At 60.7% G+C, this 16293-nt stretch carries 20 protein-coding genes; 9 read left to right on the forward strand and 11 right to left on the reverse strand.

All coding sequences use genetic code 11. The features are described from left to right. Positions 1-38 precede the first annotated feature (38 nt). Positions 39-764, reverse strand: coding sequence for a 4'-phosphopantetheinyl transferase family protein (locus ACYZUC_RS27675; protein WP_461991716.1), 726 nt, complete (start codon positions 762-764; stop codon positions 39-41). Between the two features lie 152 nt (positions 765-916). Next, entirely contained in the window at positions 917-1708 is a 792-nt protein-coding gene (locus ACYZUC_RS27680; protein ID WP_461991718.1) for a dienelactone hydrolase family protein, read from the reverse strand. Positions 1709-1851: 143 nt separating this feature from the next. On the opposite strand from ACYZUC_RS27680, the gene ACYZUC_RS27685 reads away from it, so the two are divergent. The 3 genes from ACYZUC_RS27685 to ACYZUC_RS27695 are packed head-to-tail and all read left to right on the forward strand — an operon-like array spanning position 1852 to position 4226. Then, complete coding sequence (locus ACYZUC_RS27685; RefSeq protein WP_008029361.1) at positions 1852-2157, forward strand: hypothetical protein; 306 nt, start codon at positions 1852-1854, stop codon at positions 2155-2157. Positions 2158-2205: 48 nt separating this feature from the next. After that, positions 2206-2883 (forward strand): response regulator, encoded by a 678-nt coding sequence (locus tag ACYZUC_RS27690; RefSeq protein ID WP_008029360.1) that lies wholly within the window; start codon positions 2206-2208, stop codon positions 2881-2883. Continuing rightward, positions 2880-4226, forward strand: a complete 1347-nt coding sequence (locus ACYZUC_RS27695) for an ATP-binding protein (protein ID WP_461991721.1) — start codon at positions 2880-2882, stop codon at positions 4224-4226. The genes ACYZUC_RS27690 and ACYZUC_RS27695 overlap by 4 nt, the downstream gene beginning before the upstream one ends. Before the next feature lie 117 nt (positions 4227-4343). On the opposite strand, the gene ACYZUC_RS27700 is transcribed toward ACYZUC_RS27695, so the two are convergent. Next, positions 4344-5342: an AraC family transcriptional regulator gene (locus ACYZUC_RS27700; protein WP_461991723.1), complete on the reverse strand. Its 999-nt coding sequence runs from the start codon at positions 5340-5342 to the stop codon at positions 4344-4346. A 338-nt stretch (positions 5343-5680) separates the two neighbouring features. On the opposite strand from ACYZUC_RS27700, the gene ACYZUC_RS27705 reads away from it, so the two are divergent. Together ACYZUC_RS27705 and ACYZUC_RS27710 are read left to right on the forward strand one after the other, a co-directional pair. After that, complete coding sequence (locus ACYZUC_RS27705) at positions 5681-7015, forward strand: dicarboxylate/amino acid:cation symporter (RefSeq protein WP_461991725.1); 1335 nt, start codon at positions 5681-5683, stop codon at positions 7013-7015. 146 nt (positions 7016-7161) lie between these two features. Next, positions 7162-8343, forward strand: coding sequence for a CaiB/BaiF CoA transferase family protein (locus ACYZUC_RS27710; protein WP_461991727.1), 1182 nt, complete (start codon positions 7162-7164; stop codon positions 8341-8343). Positions 8344-8469: 126 nt separating this feature from the next. Here the strand turns inward: ACYZUC_RS27710 and ACYZUC_RS27715 are convergent, their stop codons facing one another. Both ACYZUC_RS27715 and ACYZUC_RS27720 read right to left on the reverse strand, forming a co-directional pair. Further along, positions 8470-8964: a SprT family zinc-dependent metalloprotease gene (locus ACYZUC_RS27715; protein WP_461991729.1), complete on the reverse strand. Its 495-nt coding sequence runs from the start codon at positions 8962-8964 to the stop codon at positions 8470-8472. A gap of 149 nt (positions 8965-9113) precedes the next feature. Then, entirely contained in the window at positions 9114-9716 is a 603-nt protein-coding gene (locus ACYZUC_RS27720; protein ID WP_008029348.1) for a Yip1 family protein, read from the reverse strand. A gap of 278 nt (positions 9717-9994) precedes the next feature. Between ACYZUC_RS27720 and ttcA the strand changes: the two genes are divergently transcribed. Next, positions 9995-10819 (forward strand): tRNA 2-thiocytidine(32) synthetase TtcA, encoded by an 825-nt coding sequence (gene ttcA / locus ACYZUC_RS27725; RefSeq protein WP_253404613.1) that lies wholly within the window; start codon positions 9995-9997, stop codon positions 10817-10819. Between the two features lie 125 nt (positions 10820-10944). Continuing rightward, the gene (locus ACYZUC_RS27730; RefSeq protein WP_461991731.1) at positions 10945-11619 is read left to right on the forward strand and encodes a DNA-3-methyladenine glycosylase I; all 675 of its coding nucleotides are present in this window, start codon (positions 10945-10947) and stop codon (positions 11617-11619) included. Between the two features lie 103 nt (positions 11620-11722). Here ACYZUC_RS27730 and ACYZUC_RS27735 read toward each other — a convergent pair whose 3' ends face one another. From ACYZUC_RS27735 to arsC, 3 genes are read right to left on the reverse strand one after another with little or no spacing between them, the layout of a single operon-like run. Continuing rightward, positions 11723-12148 (reverse strand): DUF2069 domain-containing protein, encoded by a 426-nt coding sequence (locus ACYZUC_RS27735; RefSeq protein WP_008029342.1) that lies wholly within the window; start codon positions 12146-12148, stop codon positions 11723-11725. Position 12149: 1 nt separating this feature from the next. Beyond that, positions 12150-12746: an NAD(P)H:quinone oxidoreductase gene (gene wrbA, locus ACYZUC_RS27740; RefSeq protein ID WP_008011647.1), complete on the reverse strand. Its 597-nt coding sequence runs from the start codon at positions 12744-12746 to the stop codon at positions 12150-12152. Continuing rightward, positions 12743-13096 (reverse strand): arsenate reductase (glutaredoxin), encoded by a 354-nt coding sequence (gene arsC, locus ACYZUC_RS27745; protein WP_008029340.1) that lies wholly within the window; start codon positions 13094-13096, stop codon positions 12743-12745. Before arsC ends, wrbA begins: the two co-directional genes overlap by 4 nt. Before the next feature lie 114 nt (positions 13097-13210). Between arsC and ACYZUC_RS27750 the strand changes: the two genes are divergently transcribed. Beyond that, positions 13211-13678, forward strand: coding sequence for a TlpA disulfide reductase family protein (locus ACYZUC_RS27750; protein WP_461991734.1), 468 nt, complete (start codon positions 13211-13213; stop codon positions 13676-13678). 163 nt (positions 13679-13841) lie between these two features. Here ACYZUC_RS27750 and ACYZUC_RS27755 read toward each other — a convergent pair whose 3' ends face one another. Beyond that, on the reverse strand, positions 13842-14246 hold the full coding sequence (locus ACYZUC_RS27755; protein ID WP_461991736.1) for an META domain-containing protein: 405 nt from the start codon (positions 14244-14246) through the stop codon (positions 13842-13844). Further along, the gene (locus ACYZUC_RS27760) at positions 14246-14680 is read right to left on the reverse strand and encodes a hypothetical protein (protein WP_008029332.1); all 435 of its coding nucleotides are present in this window, start codon (positions 14678-14680) and stop codon (positions 14246-14248) included. Before ACYZUC_RS27760 ends, ACYZUC_RS27755 begins: the two co-directional genes overlap by 1 nt. Positions 14681-14814: 134 nt before the next feature. Here ACYZUC_RS27760 and ACYZUC_RS27765 point away from each other — a divergent pair, with 134 nt between their 5' ends. Continuing rightward, positions 14815-15198 (forward strand): hypothetical protein, encoded by a 384-nt coding sequence (locus ACYZUC_RS27765; protein WP_461991738.1) that lies wholly within the window; start codon positions 14815-14817, stop codon positions 15196-15198. 5 nt (positions 15199-15203) lie between these two features. Here the strand turns inward: ACYZUC_RS27765 and ACYZUC_RS27770 are convergent, their stop codons facing one another. Continuing rightward, the gene (locus ACYZUC_RS27770; protein ID WP_207286450.1) at positions 15204-16193 is read right to left on the reverse strand and encodes a 2-hydroxyacid dehydrogenase; all 990 of its coding nucleotides are present in this window, start codon (positions 16191-16193) and stop codon (positions 15204-15206) included. Between the last annotated feature and the right edge of the window lie 100 nt (positions 16194-16293).

Consider the following 16293-nt stretch of genomic DNA (forward strand, 5'->3'; position numbering starts at 1 on the left):
CTTGCCGGCGATGGCGTCCTCAAAAGCACCGAATATCTTCAGGCCTTGATACTCACCAAACTCAACAACTGCCCATCCTTCACCCCGAACTGCGCATCCAGCTCGGTGCCATGGCGCCATTCACTGGACAGGTCCGTCAGCAATCGCAACCGCACCTCACCCGCCTCGGACCACTCCAACACCTCGGCATGCTCGAAGTAGAAGCGCTGCTGAACAATCGGATACAGCGCCTTGAACAGACTCTCTTTCACCGAAAACGTCAGCGTCACCAGCAGCGCCAGTTGATCGCGATGGCCTGCCGCCATGCGTTGTAACTCCGGCGGGGTGAGAATTTCCCCGGCCAGGCGCTCGGCCCGTTCAGGGTTGAGCAGGTTTTCCAGGTCCATTCCCAGGCCGCGCCAGTGGGCTTTCTGCGCGACAATCGCCGCCGCCCGGCCGGTGCTGTGGGTGATCGAGCCGCAGATGTGCGCGGGCCAGACCGGCGCCCGGTCTTCGCCAATGGCCGGGATGAAATTCAACCCTTCCAGCCGCTGCAATGCGGCGCGAGCGCAAACCCGGCCGGCGAGAAACTCGGCCTGACGCTTGGCCACCGAACGCTGGATGGTCGCGGGCGGCTCGATGGCGCTGCGCTGAAAGTCATCGACGGCCAGTTGCGAGGTGTTGAAGTGCGTGCTCAGCAGCACCGTATCGGGCAACACGAACGGCAGCGGCCAATGGGCATCGAGTGGGGTGCAGCAGGCGGGCAGGGCGGGGACGGGATTCATGTCGGGCATTTTGCCGGGTTGCCTTGGAACTGGGTAGTGCAAAGGTTCAGAACCGCAGCGCGGCCATCGCGAGCAGGCTCACTCCCACATTGGAATGCATTTCAAATGTGGGAGCGAGCCTGCTCGCGATGGCCGCGCCTCGGTCTACCTGCTCAACCAAAAATCTTCCTGAAAAACGCCTGCATATCCGCCCACGATTTCTCATCGGCCGCTTTGTTGTAACCAATATCCGGCCCGCCATGATCGCCATGACTCAAGCGATCCGCGTCCGGATTACTGAACCCATGCTTGGCGCCCTCAAGGCTGACGAATTGATAATCGGCCCCGGCCTTGTCCATTTCCGCCTTGAACGCCGCCACGTTTTCCGCCGTCACCATGCTGTCCAGCGCGCCATGCTCCACGAGGATTTTCGCCTTCACGCTGCCTGGTGTTGCAGGCGCTTTGGTCGCCAGCGCCCCGTGGAAACTCACCACGCCCGCCAGCGGCAAGCCCTGACGTGCCGCATTCAGCACCACTCCGCCGCCGAAGCAGTAGCCAATCGCGGCGATTTTATCCGGATCGGTTTGCGGTTGTTTCTTCAGCAGATCCAGCCCGGCCTGAAACCGCGCACTGGCCGCGTCGCTGTCCTTGATCGCCGCTTGCATGAACGCCATGGCGTCCTTGGGGTGTTCGGTGTTTTTGCCGTCGCCATACATGTCGATGGCCAGGGCGCTGTAGCCCAGGCCGGCGAGGTCGCGGGCGCGGCGTTTGGCGTAATCATTGAGCCCCCACCACTCGTGAACCACCACAACGCCAGGGCGGGGGCCTTTAACCGCGTCGTCGTAAGCGTAATACCCGATCAGCTTTGTGCCGTCGGGGCTTTGATAGGGGATTTCCTGGGCCTTGATGGCCGCCTGGCTGAGCCCGCTCACGGCCAGCAAAAATAGAGCGAGGAATAAACGCATGGTCGGATCTCCTGAAAAAAGTCGTCAACACAGCCTAGTCGATCTGGTTCAGCTCAGGTTCAGAGTGCGTTCAGGGGGAGTTCAGGGGCCGGTGCGTAATGTAGCGCTGTACCCAAAGCACCTGCGCATGAGGACATTCCCCTATGACTGGCTTTAAAAACCTGCTGCTGGCATTCACCGTTTTGAGCGCGAGCACCGCGGCGTTCGCTTCCGACGATAATGTCGCCAGCCTTGCTCTTGGGAAGACCGGCGAGAGACCCAAAAAGTCCCTCACCCTGCACAGCATCGGCACCAACGGCGTGGTCAGTCATGACAGTGCCTGGGGCGCGCAGTTGGGCCGCCCGAACCCTCAGGCCGATTACTGCGCTGCTTACGCCAACGTGTCGGTCTTTCACAATGGCATTAAACTCCGTCAGGAGAACCTCATGGGCCGCTATGATCTGTCTTGAAATACGCCGTTGCACCTCTGGAGAGGTTGAATTGCCCGGGAGAGCGTTATGAAATTGCTGGTCGTCGAAGATGAAGCGCTGTTGCGCCATCACCTGCAAACCCGCCTGACGGACAGTGGCCACGTGGTCGAGTCCGTGGCCAACGCCGAGGAGGCGCTGTACCAGACCGAGCAGTTCAACCATGACCTGGCGGTGATCGACCTCGGCCTGCCCGGCATGGGCGGGCTGGACCTGATCCGTCAGCTGCGCTCCCGGGGCAAGACCTTCCCGATCCTGATCCTCACCGCGCGCGGCAACTGGCAGGACAAGGTCGAAGGCCTCGCTGCCGGCGCCGACGATTACGTGGTCAAGCCGTTCCAGTTCGAGGAGCTGGATGCGCGCCTGAATGCCTTGCTGCGTCGCTCCAGCGGTTTCACCCAGTCGACCATCGTCGCCGGGCCGCTGCTACTCGACCTCAATCGCAAGCAGGCATCCCTCGATGAACAACCGCTGGCGCTGACTGCCTACGAGTACCGGATCCTCGAGTACCTGATGCGCCATCACCAGCAAGTGGTGGCCAAGGACCGCTTGATGGAACAGCTCTACCCGGATGACGACGAGCGCGATCCGAACGTGATCGAAGTGCTGGTCGGCCGCCTGCGCCGCAAACTCGAAGGGCCGGCCGGGTTCAAGCCGATCGACACCGTGCGCGGCCTCGGCTACCTGTTCAATGAGCGCTGCACTTGATTCGTTCGCTTCGTGTCCGCTTGATGCTCGCCGCCACCCTGTTGGCGGTGTTGTTCATGCTGGCGTTGCTGCCGGCGATGCAGGGCGCGTTCAGCCTGGCGTTGCAGGATTCCATCGAGCAACGCCTGGCGTCGGACGTCACCACGCTGATCTCCGCCGCCCGGGTCGAAGGCAACCGCTTGCAGATGCCGACGCAGTTGCCCGACGAGCGTTTCAACCTCACCGACAGCCGTTTGCTCGGCTACATCTATGACCGTGAAGGTCACCTGGTCTGGCGCTCGAAGGGCACTCAGGAAGAGGACATCAACTACAAACCGCGTTACGACGGGCGCGGTAACGAGTTTGCGAGGATCAGCGAAGCCAACGGCCAGGAATTCTTCGTCTATGACGTCGAAGTCAAACTGCTCGGCGGCAAAAGCGCGGCGTTCAGCATCGTCGCGCTGCAACCGGTGCGCGAGTACGAAGACACCCTCGAAGGCCTGCGGGAAAATCTGTATCTGGGTTTCGGCGCCGCTTTGTTGGTGCTGCTGGCGTTGCTGTGGATCGGCCTGACCTGGGGCTTGCAGGCGTTGCGCCGACTCAGTCAGGAGCTCGACGAAATCGAAAGCGGCACCCGCGAAAGCCTCAGCGAACAGCACCCGCGTGAACTGCTGCGCCTGACCGGCTCGCTCAACCGCTTGCTGCACAGCGAGCGCGAACAGCGCAGCCGCTATCGCGATTCCCTCGACGACCTGGCCCACAGCCTGAAAACCCCGTTGACCGTGCTGCAAGGTGTCAGCGAAGACATGGCGCAGCGCCCGGCGGATCGCGATCAGGCCTGGGTGCTGCAAACCCAGATCGAGCGCATGAGCCAGCAGATCAGCTATCAGTTACAGCGCGCCAGCCTGCGCAAAAGCGGCCTGGTGCGCCATCAGGTGCGTCTGCGTCCGGTGCTGCAAAGCCTCTGCGACACGCTGGACAAGGTCTACCGCGACAAACGCGTACGGGTGGCCTTCGATCTGCCGGAGCAATGCTACGTGCCGATCGAACAGGGCGCCTTGCTGGAAATGATGGGCAACCTGCTGGAAAACGCCTATCGCCTGTGCCTCGGCGAAGTGCGCATCAGCGTGCGCGAGACCTTGAGCGGGGTCGAATTGTGCGTTGAGGACGACGGGCCGGGTGTGCCGCCGGATCAGCGCGCGCGGATTCTGCAGCGCGGCGAACGGCTGGACCGTCAGCACCCGGGGCAGGGGATCGGGTTGGCGGTGGTCAAGGACATCATCGAAAGTTACAACGCGAAGCTGACCTTGGGCGATTCGCCGATGGGCGGCGCGGCGTTCCGGATACATTTTCCGGTGGTTTGACCTGAGTTCTTCAGCGTTCTTACGGGCCTCTTCGCGGGCAAGCCTCGCTCCTACGGGGAATGTGATCCTGTAGGAGCGAGGCTTGCCCGCGAAGGGGCCGGCGAATTCACCAAAAAATCAATTCTCCTGCGCGCGATATGCACCGGGCGTAAGCCCGGTCCACTTCTTGAACGCCCGATGAAACGCCGAAGGCTCGGAAAACCCCAGCTGCTCGGCAATCTGTTGCAACGACAGGTCCGCGCGCCCCAGGTGATAAATCGCAATGTCCCGGCGTAACTGATCCTTCAACTCTTGAAAACTCGAACCCTCTTCGCGCAAATGCCGGCGTAGCGTCTGCGGGCTGATGTGCAGGTGCGCGGCCACCGCTTCCAGGTCCGGCCAGCGCGCACTGTCGCGGCTGAGCAAGCGGCGCAACTGGCTGCTCAGGCTGTCGCCGTCATCCGGGCGCGACAACAGGTCGGCGGGGGAGTGTTCGAGGAAATGCTTGAGGGTCCGCTCGTCCTGCAGCAACGGCATGTTCAGGTAGCGACTGTGGAACAGCAGGCTGCTCTGCGACGCGGAAAACTCCATCGGGCAGGGGAACAGCAACTCGTATTCGGCGCCGTGCTCGGGCTTCGGGTAGCTGAACGTCGCCTGTTCCAGGCGAATGCGCTGGCCGATCAGCCAACTGCCGAGGCGATGCCAGACCATCAACTGGCTCTCGGTGAGGAAATGGTCGGGATCCTGAAACTGCGAATCGTCCAGGCTCAGGCGGATCATTTCGTTTTCGCGGGTCAGGGTCAGGCGCGGGCCGCCGGGGAATAGGCTATAAAACAGTAAGCCGCGATGCAGTGCCCTATCGAGATTGCGGCAGTGAATCACCGCGTGGCACATCATCGCGAAACTGCCGGTTTTACTCGGGACCGGCCCTAAGCCGAGGTATTCGTCGTCGAGTGCCAGCCACAATCCCTGGATCAAACGGGTGAACTGCTCAGGCGCAATCCGCGCACGCGGTTCTTCCAGCAACTCGGGGCTGATGCCGAGTTGTTGCAACAGGTTTGAACAGTCATGACCCAGCCGACGCGCACCACCGAGGGCGGCACGGGCGAAATGGCTGGCGATGGTACGTTCGCGCATAGAAGGCAGGTCCGTCTATTGAACGACGGATGGTAGTCGTCGGGTCAGGGAATGGACAAGGCGGATATCCGCCAAATTGCAGGACGAGGTTTGGCGGATGGGCGGAAATCCGCCACTGTTTTGTAACGCACCCATGGCACGTTGAACCTGTAACCCCTGATGTCAAAAGGCTCGCAGCGGATTTTGCAAAAGTGGCACGCCGCTTGCGATGTAACGAGCAGATGCCTGCCGTCGCGCAGCTCGAAAAAACAAATCCCTCCAGTGCAGGAGGGTTCGCAATTCAGGTGTCGTGGGCAACAGATGGATGTTGTTAGCGCGCACTCTTGAGGAACTTTGCAATGACGACTCGTCAGCCACTGTACAAATCCCTGTATTTCCAGGTGATCGTTGCCATCGCCATCGGCATCCTGCTCGGTCACTTCTACCCGCAGACCGGTGTGGCCCTCAAGCCGCTGGGTGACGGGTTCATCAAACTGATCAAAATGATCATCGCCCCAATCATTTTCTGCACCGTCGTCAGCGGTATCGCGGGCATGCAGAACATGAAGTCGGTCGGTAAGACCGGCGGTTACGCGCTGCTCTACTTCGAAATCGTTTCGACCATCGCATTGCTGGTCGGTCTGGTGGTGGTCAACATCGTCCAGCCGGGCAACGGCATGCACATCGACGTGACCACACTGGATGCCTCGAAAGTGGCTGCCTATGTCGCTGCCGGTGCCGATCAAAGCGTGGTTGGCTTCCTGCTGAACGTGATCCCGTCCACCATCGTCGGCGCGTTCGCCACGGGTGACATCCTGCAAGTGCTGATGTTCTCGGTGATCTTCGGTTTCGCCCTGCATCGCCTGGGTGCCTACGGCAAGCCGATCCTGGACTTCATCGATCGCTTTGCCCATGTGATGTTCAACATCATCAACATGATCATGAAGCTCGCGCCTATCGGTGCCTTCGGTGCGATGGCGTTCACCATCGGTGCCTACGGTGTGGGTTCGCTGGTGCAACTGGGTCAGTTGATGGCCTGCTTCTACATCACCTGCCTGCTGTTCATCCTGATCGTGCTGGGCGGTATCGCTCGCGCTCACGGCTTCAGCGTCCTGAAAATGATTCGCTACATCCGTGAAGAGCTGCTGATCGTGCTGGGTACTTCCTCTTCGGAGTCGGTACTGCCACGCATGCTGATCAAGATGGAACGTCTGGGCGCGAAGAAATCCGTGGTGGGTCTGGTGATCCCGACCGGTTACTCGTTCAACCTCGACGGTACCGCGATCTACCTGACCATGGCGGCAGTGTTCATTGCTCAGGCAACCGACACCCACATGGACATCACGCACCAGATCACCCTGCTGGTGGTGTTGCTGCTGTCCTCCAAAGGCGCTGCTGGCGTGACGGGTTCGGGCTTCATCGTCCTGGCCGCTACCCTGTCCGCTGTTGGCCACCTGCCGGTTGCCGGTCTGGCGCTGATCCTCGGTATCGACCGCTTCATGTCCGAAGCCCGCGCCCTGACCAACCTGGTCGGCAACGCCGTTGCCACCATCGTTGTGGCCAAGTGGGTCAAGGAGCTGGACACCGACGTGCTGCAATCCGAGCTGGCCTCGGGCGGTCGCGGTATCTCCGACGAGCGTGAAGAAGACGACCTGGGTGTGGCCGAAGGCCCAACCCCAAGCAACGTCAAGTAAGACGCGCTGCAACATGAAAAACCCGCTTCGGCGGGTTTTTTCATGCCTGGAATTTGAGCATAACGGTCACAGTTGCTGACACATCAGGTGATTGCTGCAACGCGATTGGCTGCCTAGGCTGGAGGCATCGATTACGGAGATCGCTCATGCTCGGCCCATTGGCATCACTCAAGGTTCTGGATTTCTCGACATTGTTGCCGGGGCCGTTCGCCTCGCTGTTATTGGCTGACATGGGCGCCGAGGTCTTGCGCATCGAATCACCGACCCGCATGGACCTTTTGCGCGTGCTGCCGCCCCATGACCAAGGCGTGTCGGCCAGCCACGCGTACCTCAATCGCAACAAGCGCAGCCTGGCGCTGGACCTCAAGCAGCCCGAGGCGCTGGCGGTGATCAAGCAGCTGTTGCAGGACTACGACATCGTCCTGGAACAATTCCGCCCCGGTGTGATGGAACGATTGGGCCTGGGGTATGAAGCGTTGAAGGCCATCAACCCGAAGCTGATTTACGTGTCGATCACCGGTTACGGGCAAACCGGCCCCTACAAGGATCGCGCCGGCCACGACATCAATTACCTGGCGCTGGCGGGGCTGGCGAGCTACACCGGCCGCGCCGACAACGGCCCGCTGCCCTTGGGCATGCAAGTGGCGGATGTCGCCGGCGGTTCGTTGCACGGCGTCATCGGCCTGCTGGCGGCGGTGATCGCCCGGCAGCAAAGCGGGTTGGGGCAGCATCTGGATGTGAGCATGACTGACTGCGCGTTCAGCCTGAACGCTATGGCCGGGGCCGGGTACTTGGCCTGTGGCGAGGAGCCGGGCAGGGAAGATCAGATGCTCAACGGCGGCAGCTTCTACGACTATTACCGGTCGCGGGATGGCCGCTGGTTATCGGTGGGTAGCCTGGAGCCGGGCTTCATGAAGCAACTGTGCACGGCATTGGGGCTGGAGGAGTTGGCGACGTTGGGCCTGTCACCTCAACCTGCCCAGCAAAAGAAGCTAAAGGACGCGCTGCAGACTGAATTCGAGAAACACGACTTTACCGAGTTGTGCGCGCTGTTTGCCGAGCTCGATGCGTGTGTCGAGCCGGTGCTGACCTTGGGCGAGGCGGTTCGGCATCCGCAGTTGCAGGCGCGGGAATTGGTGACCGACGTGCCGCGAGGGGATGGCACGAGCCAGGCGCAGATGGCGTGTCCGTTGAAGTTTTCGCAGGGGTTGCCGGAGCCGAGGCATATCGGTGCGGCGCTGGGTGAGCATACGGATCAGGTGTTGGGGGAGCTGGGGTTTGGTGCCGAGCGGATTGCCGAATTGCGGCGTGCCAAGGTGATTCTCTAGCGCCTGTGCAGGCCTCTTCGCGGGCAAGTCGGATCGCCGCATCGCTCGCTCCTACAAAAACATTGTAATACCTGTAGGAGCGAGGCTTGCCCGCGAAGGGGCCCGCCAAAACACCACAAATCCGACTTATTCGACCCGCATCTCCCCACTGAACACCAACGTGCTCCGACACCGCCGACACAAATACCGCCGCCCCTGCCGCACCAAGCCATGGCGCTGCGCCGAAAACGGGAAATCACTGTCGGCGCACGGGCATTTGTAGATATAGCGCGTCACGCTGCGGCGCTTGACGTCGTAGGTGTGGCAGCGATTGGGCGGCAGTTCGTACACGCCACGCATGATCAGTTGCCACTCTTCGCCGTGGGGCTGGATGCGATCGCCAAACAGCTGGTGAGCGATCAGGTGGGCGACTTCATGAGCCACGGTCTGCTTGAGGAAGTCTTCAGTGTTCTCGCGGTACAGCTGCGGATTGAAGCGCAGCAGGTTCTCGTGCAGATGCGCGACACCGGCTTTTTGCCCGCGCAGCTTGAGGCTCACCACGGGGCGTTTGAAGGTTCGTTTGAAAAAGGATTCGGCTTGTTGGTAACAGTCTTCGACGCGGGTATTGAGTTGCTCGGGCATGCTTGATGGATCTCCAGAGACGTCGAGTATGCCGCAACGCTCGGGCCTTGCGAATCGCTCAGGCGCCGAATGGTCGTTACCCTCCACATTGAAAGGCCGCCTTGCGGCGGCCTGTATTGGCAGATCTTGATTTTGGGTAGAGAGCGTAACTAATTCGTGTAGACCGGCCCCACGCCGAGTCCCCAGACAATGACAGTGAACGCCATGATCGCCACCAGTACGACTAAACCGACGGCGAGCACCGAACTTGAAAACAGAAATCCCTCGTCAGATGGAATGTTCATGAAAGTTGGAAGCCCCACATACAGCAGGTACACCGTGTAGCAAATGGCCGCTGTCCCGACGATCATCCCCAGCCACATGTGTGGGTACAGCGCCGCAAGGCCGCCTATGAACAGCGGGGTCGCGGTGTAGGTCGCAAACGCAACGCAACGTGCCAGACTCGGGTTGGCGTCATAGGTGCGGGCCATCCAGTGGATGAACGCGCCCATTACGGCAACGCCGCCGAGCATCGCCACGTACGACATGATCGTCATCCATAGCGCGCTTTCCTGCGTCAGCATCACCGGTGCCCGGCTGCCAATTACCCAGCCGACCTGCGTGGTGCCGATAAACGCCGACACGGCGGGGATCGCCGCCAGAATCAGCGTGTGGGTCAGGTACATGTGGCTGATGCTTTCCTCTTGGTCGCCACGGATTTCTTTCCATTCCTGGTCGGGGTGGGTGAAGAGCCCCACTACGTGATGGATCATGCCAGTCACTCCTCTTGTTTTTACCGTCGCCCCCCAGTGGAGCGCCTACAGGCCAAAGTGGCCTCGTAAGTAAAGGTCTGGATATGTGTGCGACCTTATGACGCAGTATAGAAAGGTCTTTACCCCGCGGGTTGTAGGGCGTTAGAGCAAATCGCGCTGTAAACAAGGCTGTTAATCGCCGCTGGGACTGTCAGCCACAATTCCCTTTGGGCTCTTCGCCGCAGACGGGTTTTTGCGTAAAATGCCGGCCTTTCGTCACACCTCACGGATCTCGCGTCATGGGCACTCTCACGGTCAACCAGAACAAACTGCAAAAGCGCCTTCGCCGTCAGGCCGGTGAGGCTGTCGCCGATTTCAACATGATTGAAGAGGGCGACAAGGTCATGGTCTGCCTGTCGGGAGGCAAGGACAGCTACACCATGCTCGATGTGCTGATGCATTTGCAGAAAGTTGCCCCGATCAAGTTCGAGATCGTGGCCGTGAACATGGACCAGAAGCAGCCGGGTTTCCCAGAGGACGTGCTGCCGGCGTACCTCAAAACGCTGGGGATCGAATACCACATCGTCGAGAAAGACACGTATTCGGTGGTCAAGGAGCTGATTCCGGAAGGCAAGACCACCTGCTCGCTGTGCTCGCGCCTGCGTCGCGGCACGCTCTACACCTTCGCAGACGAAATCGGCGCGACCAAAATGGCCCTCGGTCATCACCGCGACGACATCGTCGAAACGTTCTTCCTCAATATGTTCTTCAACGGCTCGCTCAAGGCCATGCCGCCGAAACTGCGCGCCGATGACGGCCGCAACGTGGTGATCCGCCCGTTGGCCTACTGCAACGAAAAAGACATTCAGGCCTACTCGGACCTCAAGCAATTCCCGATCATCCCGTGCAACCTCTGCGGTTCCCAGGAAAACCTGCAACGTCAGGTGGTCAAGGAAATGCTGCAGGAATGGGAGCGCAAGACGCCGGGCCGCACCGAAAGCATTTTCCGCAGCTTGCAGAACGTGATCCCGTCGCAATTGGCGGACCGCAACCTGTTCGACTTCACCAACCTGCGGATCGACGAAACCGCGATGTCGCGGTTCGTTAACGTAGTAAACCTCTGATCAAACCAGTGGGAGCGGGCTTGCTCGCGAAGGCGATGTGTCAGTGACATCAATTCAATCTGACACACCGCCTTCGCGAGCAAGCCCGCTCCCACATTAGTTTCTCGATTACCTCAGGAGAGGGCATGCGCGATTACAAGTGGCTGCACGAATACTGTCTGAACCGCTTCGGTTCCGCAGCCGAACTGGAAGCCCATCTGCCCGTTCCGAAGACTGCGGCGCAATTGCGCGATATCAGTGACGATCGCTACCTCTCGACCATGGCGCTGCGTGTGTTCCGCGCCGGGCTCAAGCACAGCCTGGTGGACGCCAAATGGCCGGCCTTCGAAGAAGTGTTCTTCAAGTTCGACCCGGAAAAAGTCGTGCTGATGAGTGCCGAACACCTTGAACGCCTGATGCAGGACGCGCGGATCATCCGCCACCTGGGCAAGCTCAAGAGCGTGCCGCGCAATGCGCAGTTCGTGCTGGACGTGGCCCATGAGAAAGGCAGTTTTGGCGAGTTGCTCGCCGATTGGCCGGTGACCGATATCGTCGGCTTGTGGACCTACCTGAAAAAACACGGTCATCAATTGGGTGGCTTGTCGGCACCGAGATTTTTGCGGATGGTCGGCAAGGACACCTTTGTACCGAGTTATGACGTGGTGGCGGCGCTGAATGCGCAGAAGATCGTCGACAAAGTGCCGACCAGCCTGCGGGATCTGGCCACGGTGCAGGGCGTGTTCAATCAATGGCATGAAGAAAGCGGCGGTCGGCCGATGAGCCAGATTTCGATGATGCTGGCGTACACCGCCAATCATTGAGACCGAGTGATGTCCTTCGCGGGCAAGTCGGAACGCCGCCCGCTCGCTCCTACAGGTTTCTCAGATTCCTGTAGGAGCGAGGCTTGCCCGCGAAGGGGCCCGATCAGGCGACGGAGATTTCGCCCTCGCCAGCCAGTTTGCGATTCAACTGAAACCGCCACCGCACATACAGCAGCGCCGAGCAGAACACCGCCAGGCTCGCGCCCATTTCCAGCAAACCGAACAGCTGCCGGTTCGGGTCATACGCCGCCAGTGCGCCCTTGATGAAATACAGGTTCACTACAAAACACATCCACGAATGCCCGCGCGCGCTGCCGACGATCATCCCCGGCGCCAGCAACAGCAGCGGCACCAGTTCGATCAGCAGAATCACCCACGGCCGCGCGCCATGCAGGTCGGCGACCACCAGGTAATAAGCGCAGAGCAATCCCACCAGGCCGAAGTAGCACAGCAGACTGATGACGCGCATCGCCCGAACCCGTGGTTCGAGCCATTCAATGGAAGGCAGGATCTTCGGCTTTTTCGCCATCTCAGCTCACCAACTTTTGCGCGGTCTTCGCCAGGCGCAGACCCAAGGCCCGGCACAGCGCCACTTCATGTTCATTCAAGCCGCTTTTGCCATCGGCGCCGGCGTGATGGCTGGCGCCGTACGGCGTACCGCCGCCACGGGTTTCCAGCAATGCGGATTCGCTGTACGGCAGGCCGGTGATCAGCATGCCGTGGTGCAGCAGCGGCAACATCATCGACAGCAGCGTGGTTTCCTGACCGCCGTGCAGGCTCGCGGTGGAGGTGAACACTCCGGCCGGTTTGCCGACGAGGGCGCCGGTCAGCCACAGGTTGCTGGTGCCGTCGAGGAAGTACTTGAGCGGTGCGGCCATGTTACCGAAGCGCGTCGGGCTGCCAAGGGCCAGGCCAGCGCAGTTCTTCAGGTCGTCGAGGCTGGCGTACAGCGCGCCTTCGTCGGGAATATCCGGCGACACCGCTTCGCACTCGGTGGAAATCGCCGGCACGGTGCGCAGGCGCGCTTCCATCCCGGACTGCTCGACACCACGGGCGATCTGCCGCGCCATTTCGTTGGTCGAGCCGCTGCGGCTGTAATACAGAACCAGAATGTACGGCGCGCTCACGGCAGCAACTCCAGCACGTTCTCCGGCGGACGGCCGATGACGGCTTTGTCGCCGACTTCGAGAATCGGCCGCTCCATCAGTTTCGGGTGCGCAGCGATGGCGGCGATCAATTGCGCCTCGCTCAGGCTCGCATCGGCGAGGTTGAGGGTCTTGTACTCGTCCTCACCGGTGCGCAGCAATTGCCGGGCGCCGAGGCCGAGCTTTTTCAGCAGGCTCTGCAATTGCGCGGCGTCCAGCGGGGTCTCGAGGTAGCGCACCACGGTCGGCGTCAGGCCACGGGCTTCGAGCAGTTCGAGCGCACCGCGGGATTTCGAGCAGCGCGGGTTGTGATAAAGCGTCAGATCGGTCATGTGCGGGTCGCATCTTGCGTAAGGTGACGGCTATTCTAACTGTGCAGCGCGTAATCCAGAACCTTGGGAGGCGATGGGTCGCAGGCGCATTCAATTTTGAACAAGGATCACGACATGACAAGGCGATTGGCAGCGGCATTGGCGATCTTCGGTGCGCTGATGTTGGGGGGCTGCGGCAATGACTATGGCATCGATCAGAATGGCCATAAAGTCGCCGCCGACCGTCTGGACAAACAATGGCTGGTGCTTAATTACTGGGCCGAATGGTGCGGCCCGTGCCGGACCGAGATCCCGGAATTGAACGGGCTGGCCGAGCAGTTGAAGGACAAGAAGATCGGTGTGTTCGGGGTCAACTTCGACAACGTGCAAGGCGAAGAGCTGAAAAGCGCCAGCGAGAAACTGGGGATCAGGTTCACCGTATTGGCTTCGGATCCGGCAGAGTTGTTTGAACTGCCGCGCAGCGAGGCGTTGCCGGTGACGTACATCATCGATAACAAGGGCAAGGTGCGGGAACAGTTGATGGGCGAGCAGACAGCGGCGGGGGTGATGGCAAAGCTTGAGGCGTTAAAAGCAACGAACTGATACACGCGGACCTGTAGGAGCCGGCTTGCTGGCGATGGCGGTGGATCAGGCACCGTCAATGTTGTCTGATCTATCGCTATCGCCAGCAAGCCGGCTCCTACAGGGGGAACGCGTATCAGGCGGAATCGATGGTGATTGACCCGCCGTCATTGCCGGTAAGGGCTTAGCCTTCTTCAAGCCACCAACGCAGAGGTTTGCCTTCGGCCGGCCAGAAGCGCATCTGGTCGATCGGCGAAACATCCCAGCGCTGCACGTTTTCCAGGGCCTGGAGGAAGCGCTTTTCCTGTTCCATCAACGCCGGCGCGCACAGTTTGCGCGTGCTGCCGACCTTGCCGAAGCTCAGCTTGTCGCCTTCGAGCGTATACGGTGCGAACCAGTGGTTGCAGCCGCCATTGCCATAGGCCCGGCCATCTTCGCCGAGGGTGACGGTCAGGTGGCTGTAATCCATCAGCGGGCGTTCGCCGATCCATTCCAGAATGTAGCTGCGGTTCTGCTGCAATTTTACCGGCTCGGCGGCACAGCCCAGCAGGCTGGCGCCGACCATTGCGGTCAGAGCAAGGCGTTTCATCACGCAGGCTCCTGGCATTTCGGGCACAGGTGCTTCTCACCGACGGCGGTCCAGCCCAGCTCGGCGATCCGCGCAGTGGCGGCAGGCTTTTCAGCCTTGTTACCCAGTTTGGCATCCACCGCGAACTCGAAGCTCAGCTCTTTGGCGCAGCTGTCGCAGTTGACTTTCCAAGTGTGGATCGCCAGTTCACCGAACACCGGGCCACTGGCCACCGCGACCCATTGGCCGGGCGGGTTGATCAGGTGGCGAACCGTTTCGACGGTCAGGCGCATGGACAAGTCCTTGGCACCTTTAAGGGTCACGACCAGCACGTCATTGTTGCGAATCGAGCCGCCGTTGCCGGTGACTTGATAACGCCCCGGCACGAGGGCGCGGCATTCGGTGAGGGTGTGTTGCGGGTTCATCAGGTTATAGCGGAAATCGTGTTCGACCATGGGTCCTCCAAATATGCGCGGTATGCTAGCACGGGCCTGCACGCAGCATTGCGCAAGCAGATGACCTTCGATCAGGTTCAAATGACCTGCCGACTCATGGCAAACTGCTGCTTTTGCATTTCTAAGGAACGGACATGGCGTTAATCGAATGTTTTGAGTGCAAGCAACGCATCAGCTCAACGGCGCCTGCTTGCATTCATTGCGGTGCGCCAAAAGCGAAGCCTTCGACGACCACGCCTGCGCAGGCACCGCTTTCTTTCGGGAGGTTACCGAGCAATGAGAACGTGCCCAGGGTGACTCCGGCCGCGTTCGGGCGTAAACGCAAAGCCGACGTCGAAGCAGCGGTTCCCGCTCCGACGCTCAACGGTCCGCGTCCGGTTGAGCTGTGGCTGAAACTGATGATTTTCTTTCTGCCACCGTTTTTTGTCTGGTTCCTGCTGCGTCGCGGACATTCAACAGGCCAGCGCTTGCTCGGTTTTGGCTGGCTGGCCTTGATGATCCTGTTGTCCAAGATCTGATCCGCTCAGCCCTCGACCTGATTTTGCGGCGTGCCGGCCGCCCAGGCTGCAATGTTCTGCAACGTCGTCGCGGCAATTGCACCCAGGGCTTCACGGGTCAGGAAGGCCTGATGCGCGGTGACGATCACGTTCGGGAAGGTCAGCAGGCGCGCCAGCACATCGTCCTGTAGCGGCAGGTCGGAACGGTCCTCGAAGAACAGCTGCGCCTCTTCTTCATACACATCCAGCCCCAGATAACCGAGTTGGCCGTCCTTCAGCGCGTCGATCAGCGCCGGTGTGTCCACCAGGCCACCGCGACCGGTATTGATCAACATGGCGCCGGCTTGCATGTGCGCCAGTGACTCGCGGTTGATCAGGTGTTTGCTCTGCTCATTGAGCGGGCAGTGCAGACTGATGATCTGCGATTCGGCCAGCAGCTCGGGCAAACTCAAATAACGTGCGCCGAGGGCTTCGACCTGTGGGTTGGGGTAAGGATCATAGGCCAGTAGCCGGCAGCCGAAACCGTTCATGATTTTCGCGAAGGTCGCGCCGATTTGCCCGGTGCCGACCACGCCGACCGTTTTGCCCACCAGGTCGAAACCCGTCAGCCCGTGGAGGCTGAAATCCCCTTCGCGGGTGCGATTGTAGGCACGGTGCAAACGACGGTTGAGCGCCAGGATCAGCGCCACCGCGTGTTCGGCCACCGCGTGGGGCGAGTAGGCCGGAACCCGCACGATCGACAATCCCAGGCGCTTCGCCACCGCGAGGTCGACATGGTTGTAACCGGCCGAGCGCAGGGCAATCAGGCGTGTGCCGCCCGCCGCCAGGCGTTCGAGTACCGGGGCGCTGAGGTCGTCATTGATAAAGGCACAGACCACTTCGTGATGTTCCGCCAGCGCTGCCGTGTCGAGGCTGAGTCGCGCCGATTGAAAGTGCAACTCGATGCCGGCAGGGAGGTCGGCGCCGAGAAAACTGTCGCGGTCGTAGGTCTGGCTGCTGAAAAGAATGGTGCGCATGGCGTCCTCCTGGAAAAATCACGCTGTATGCCTGTTGCCGAAAACTTCAGGCCCGCCCGGATCCCTGTAGGAGCATGGCTTGCCAGCGAAGGCGTCCTCC

The organism is Pseudomonas sp. GT1P32 (assembly GCF_054897805.1).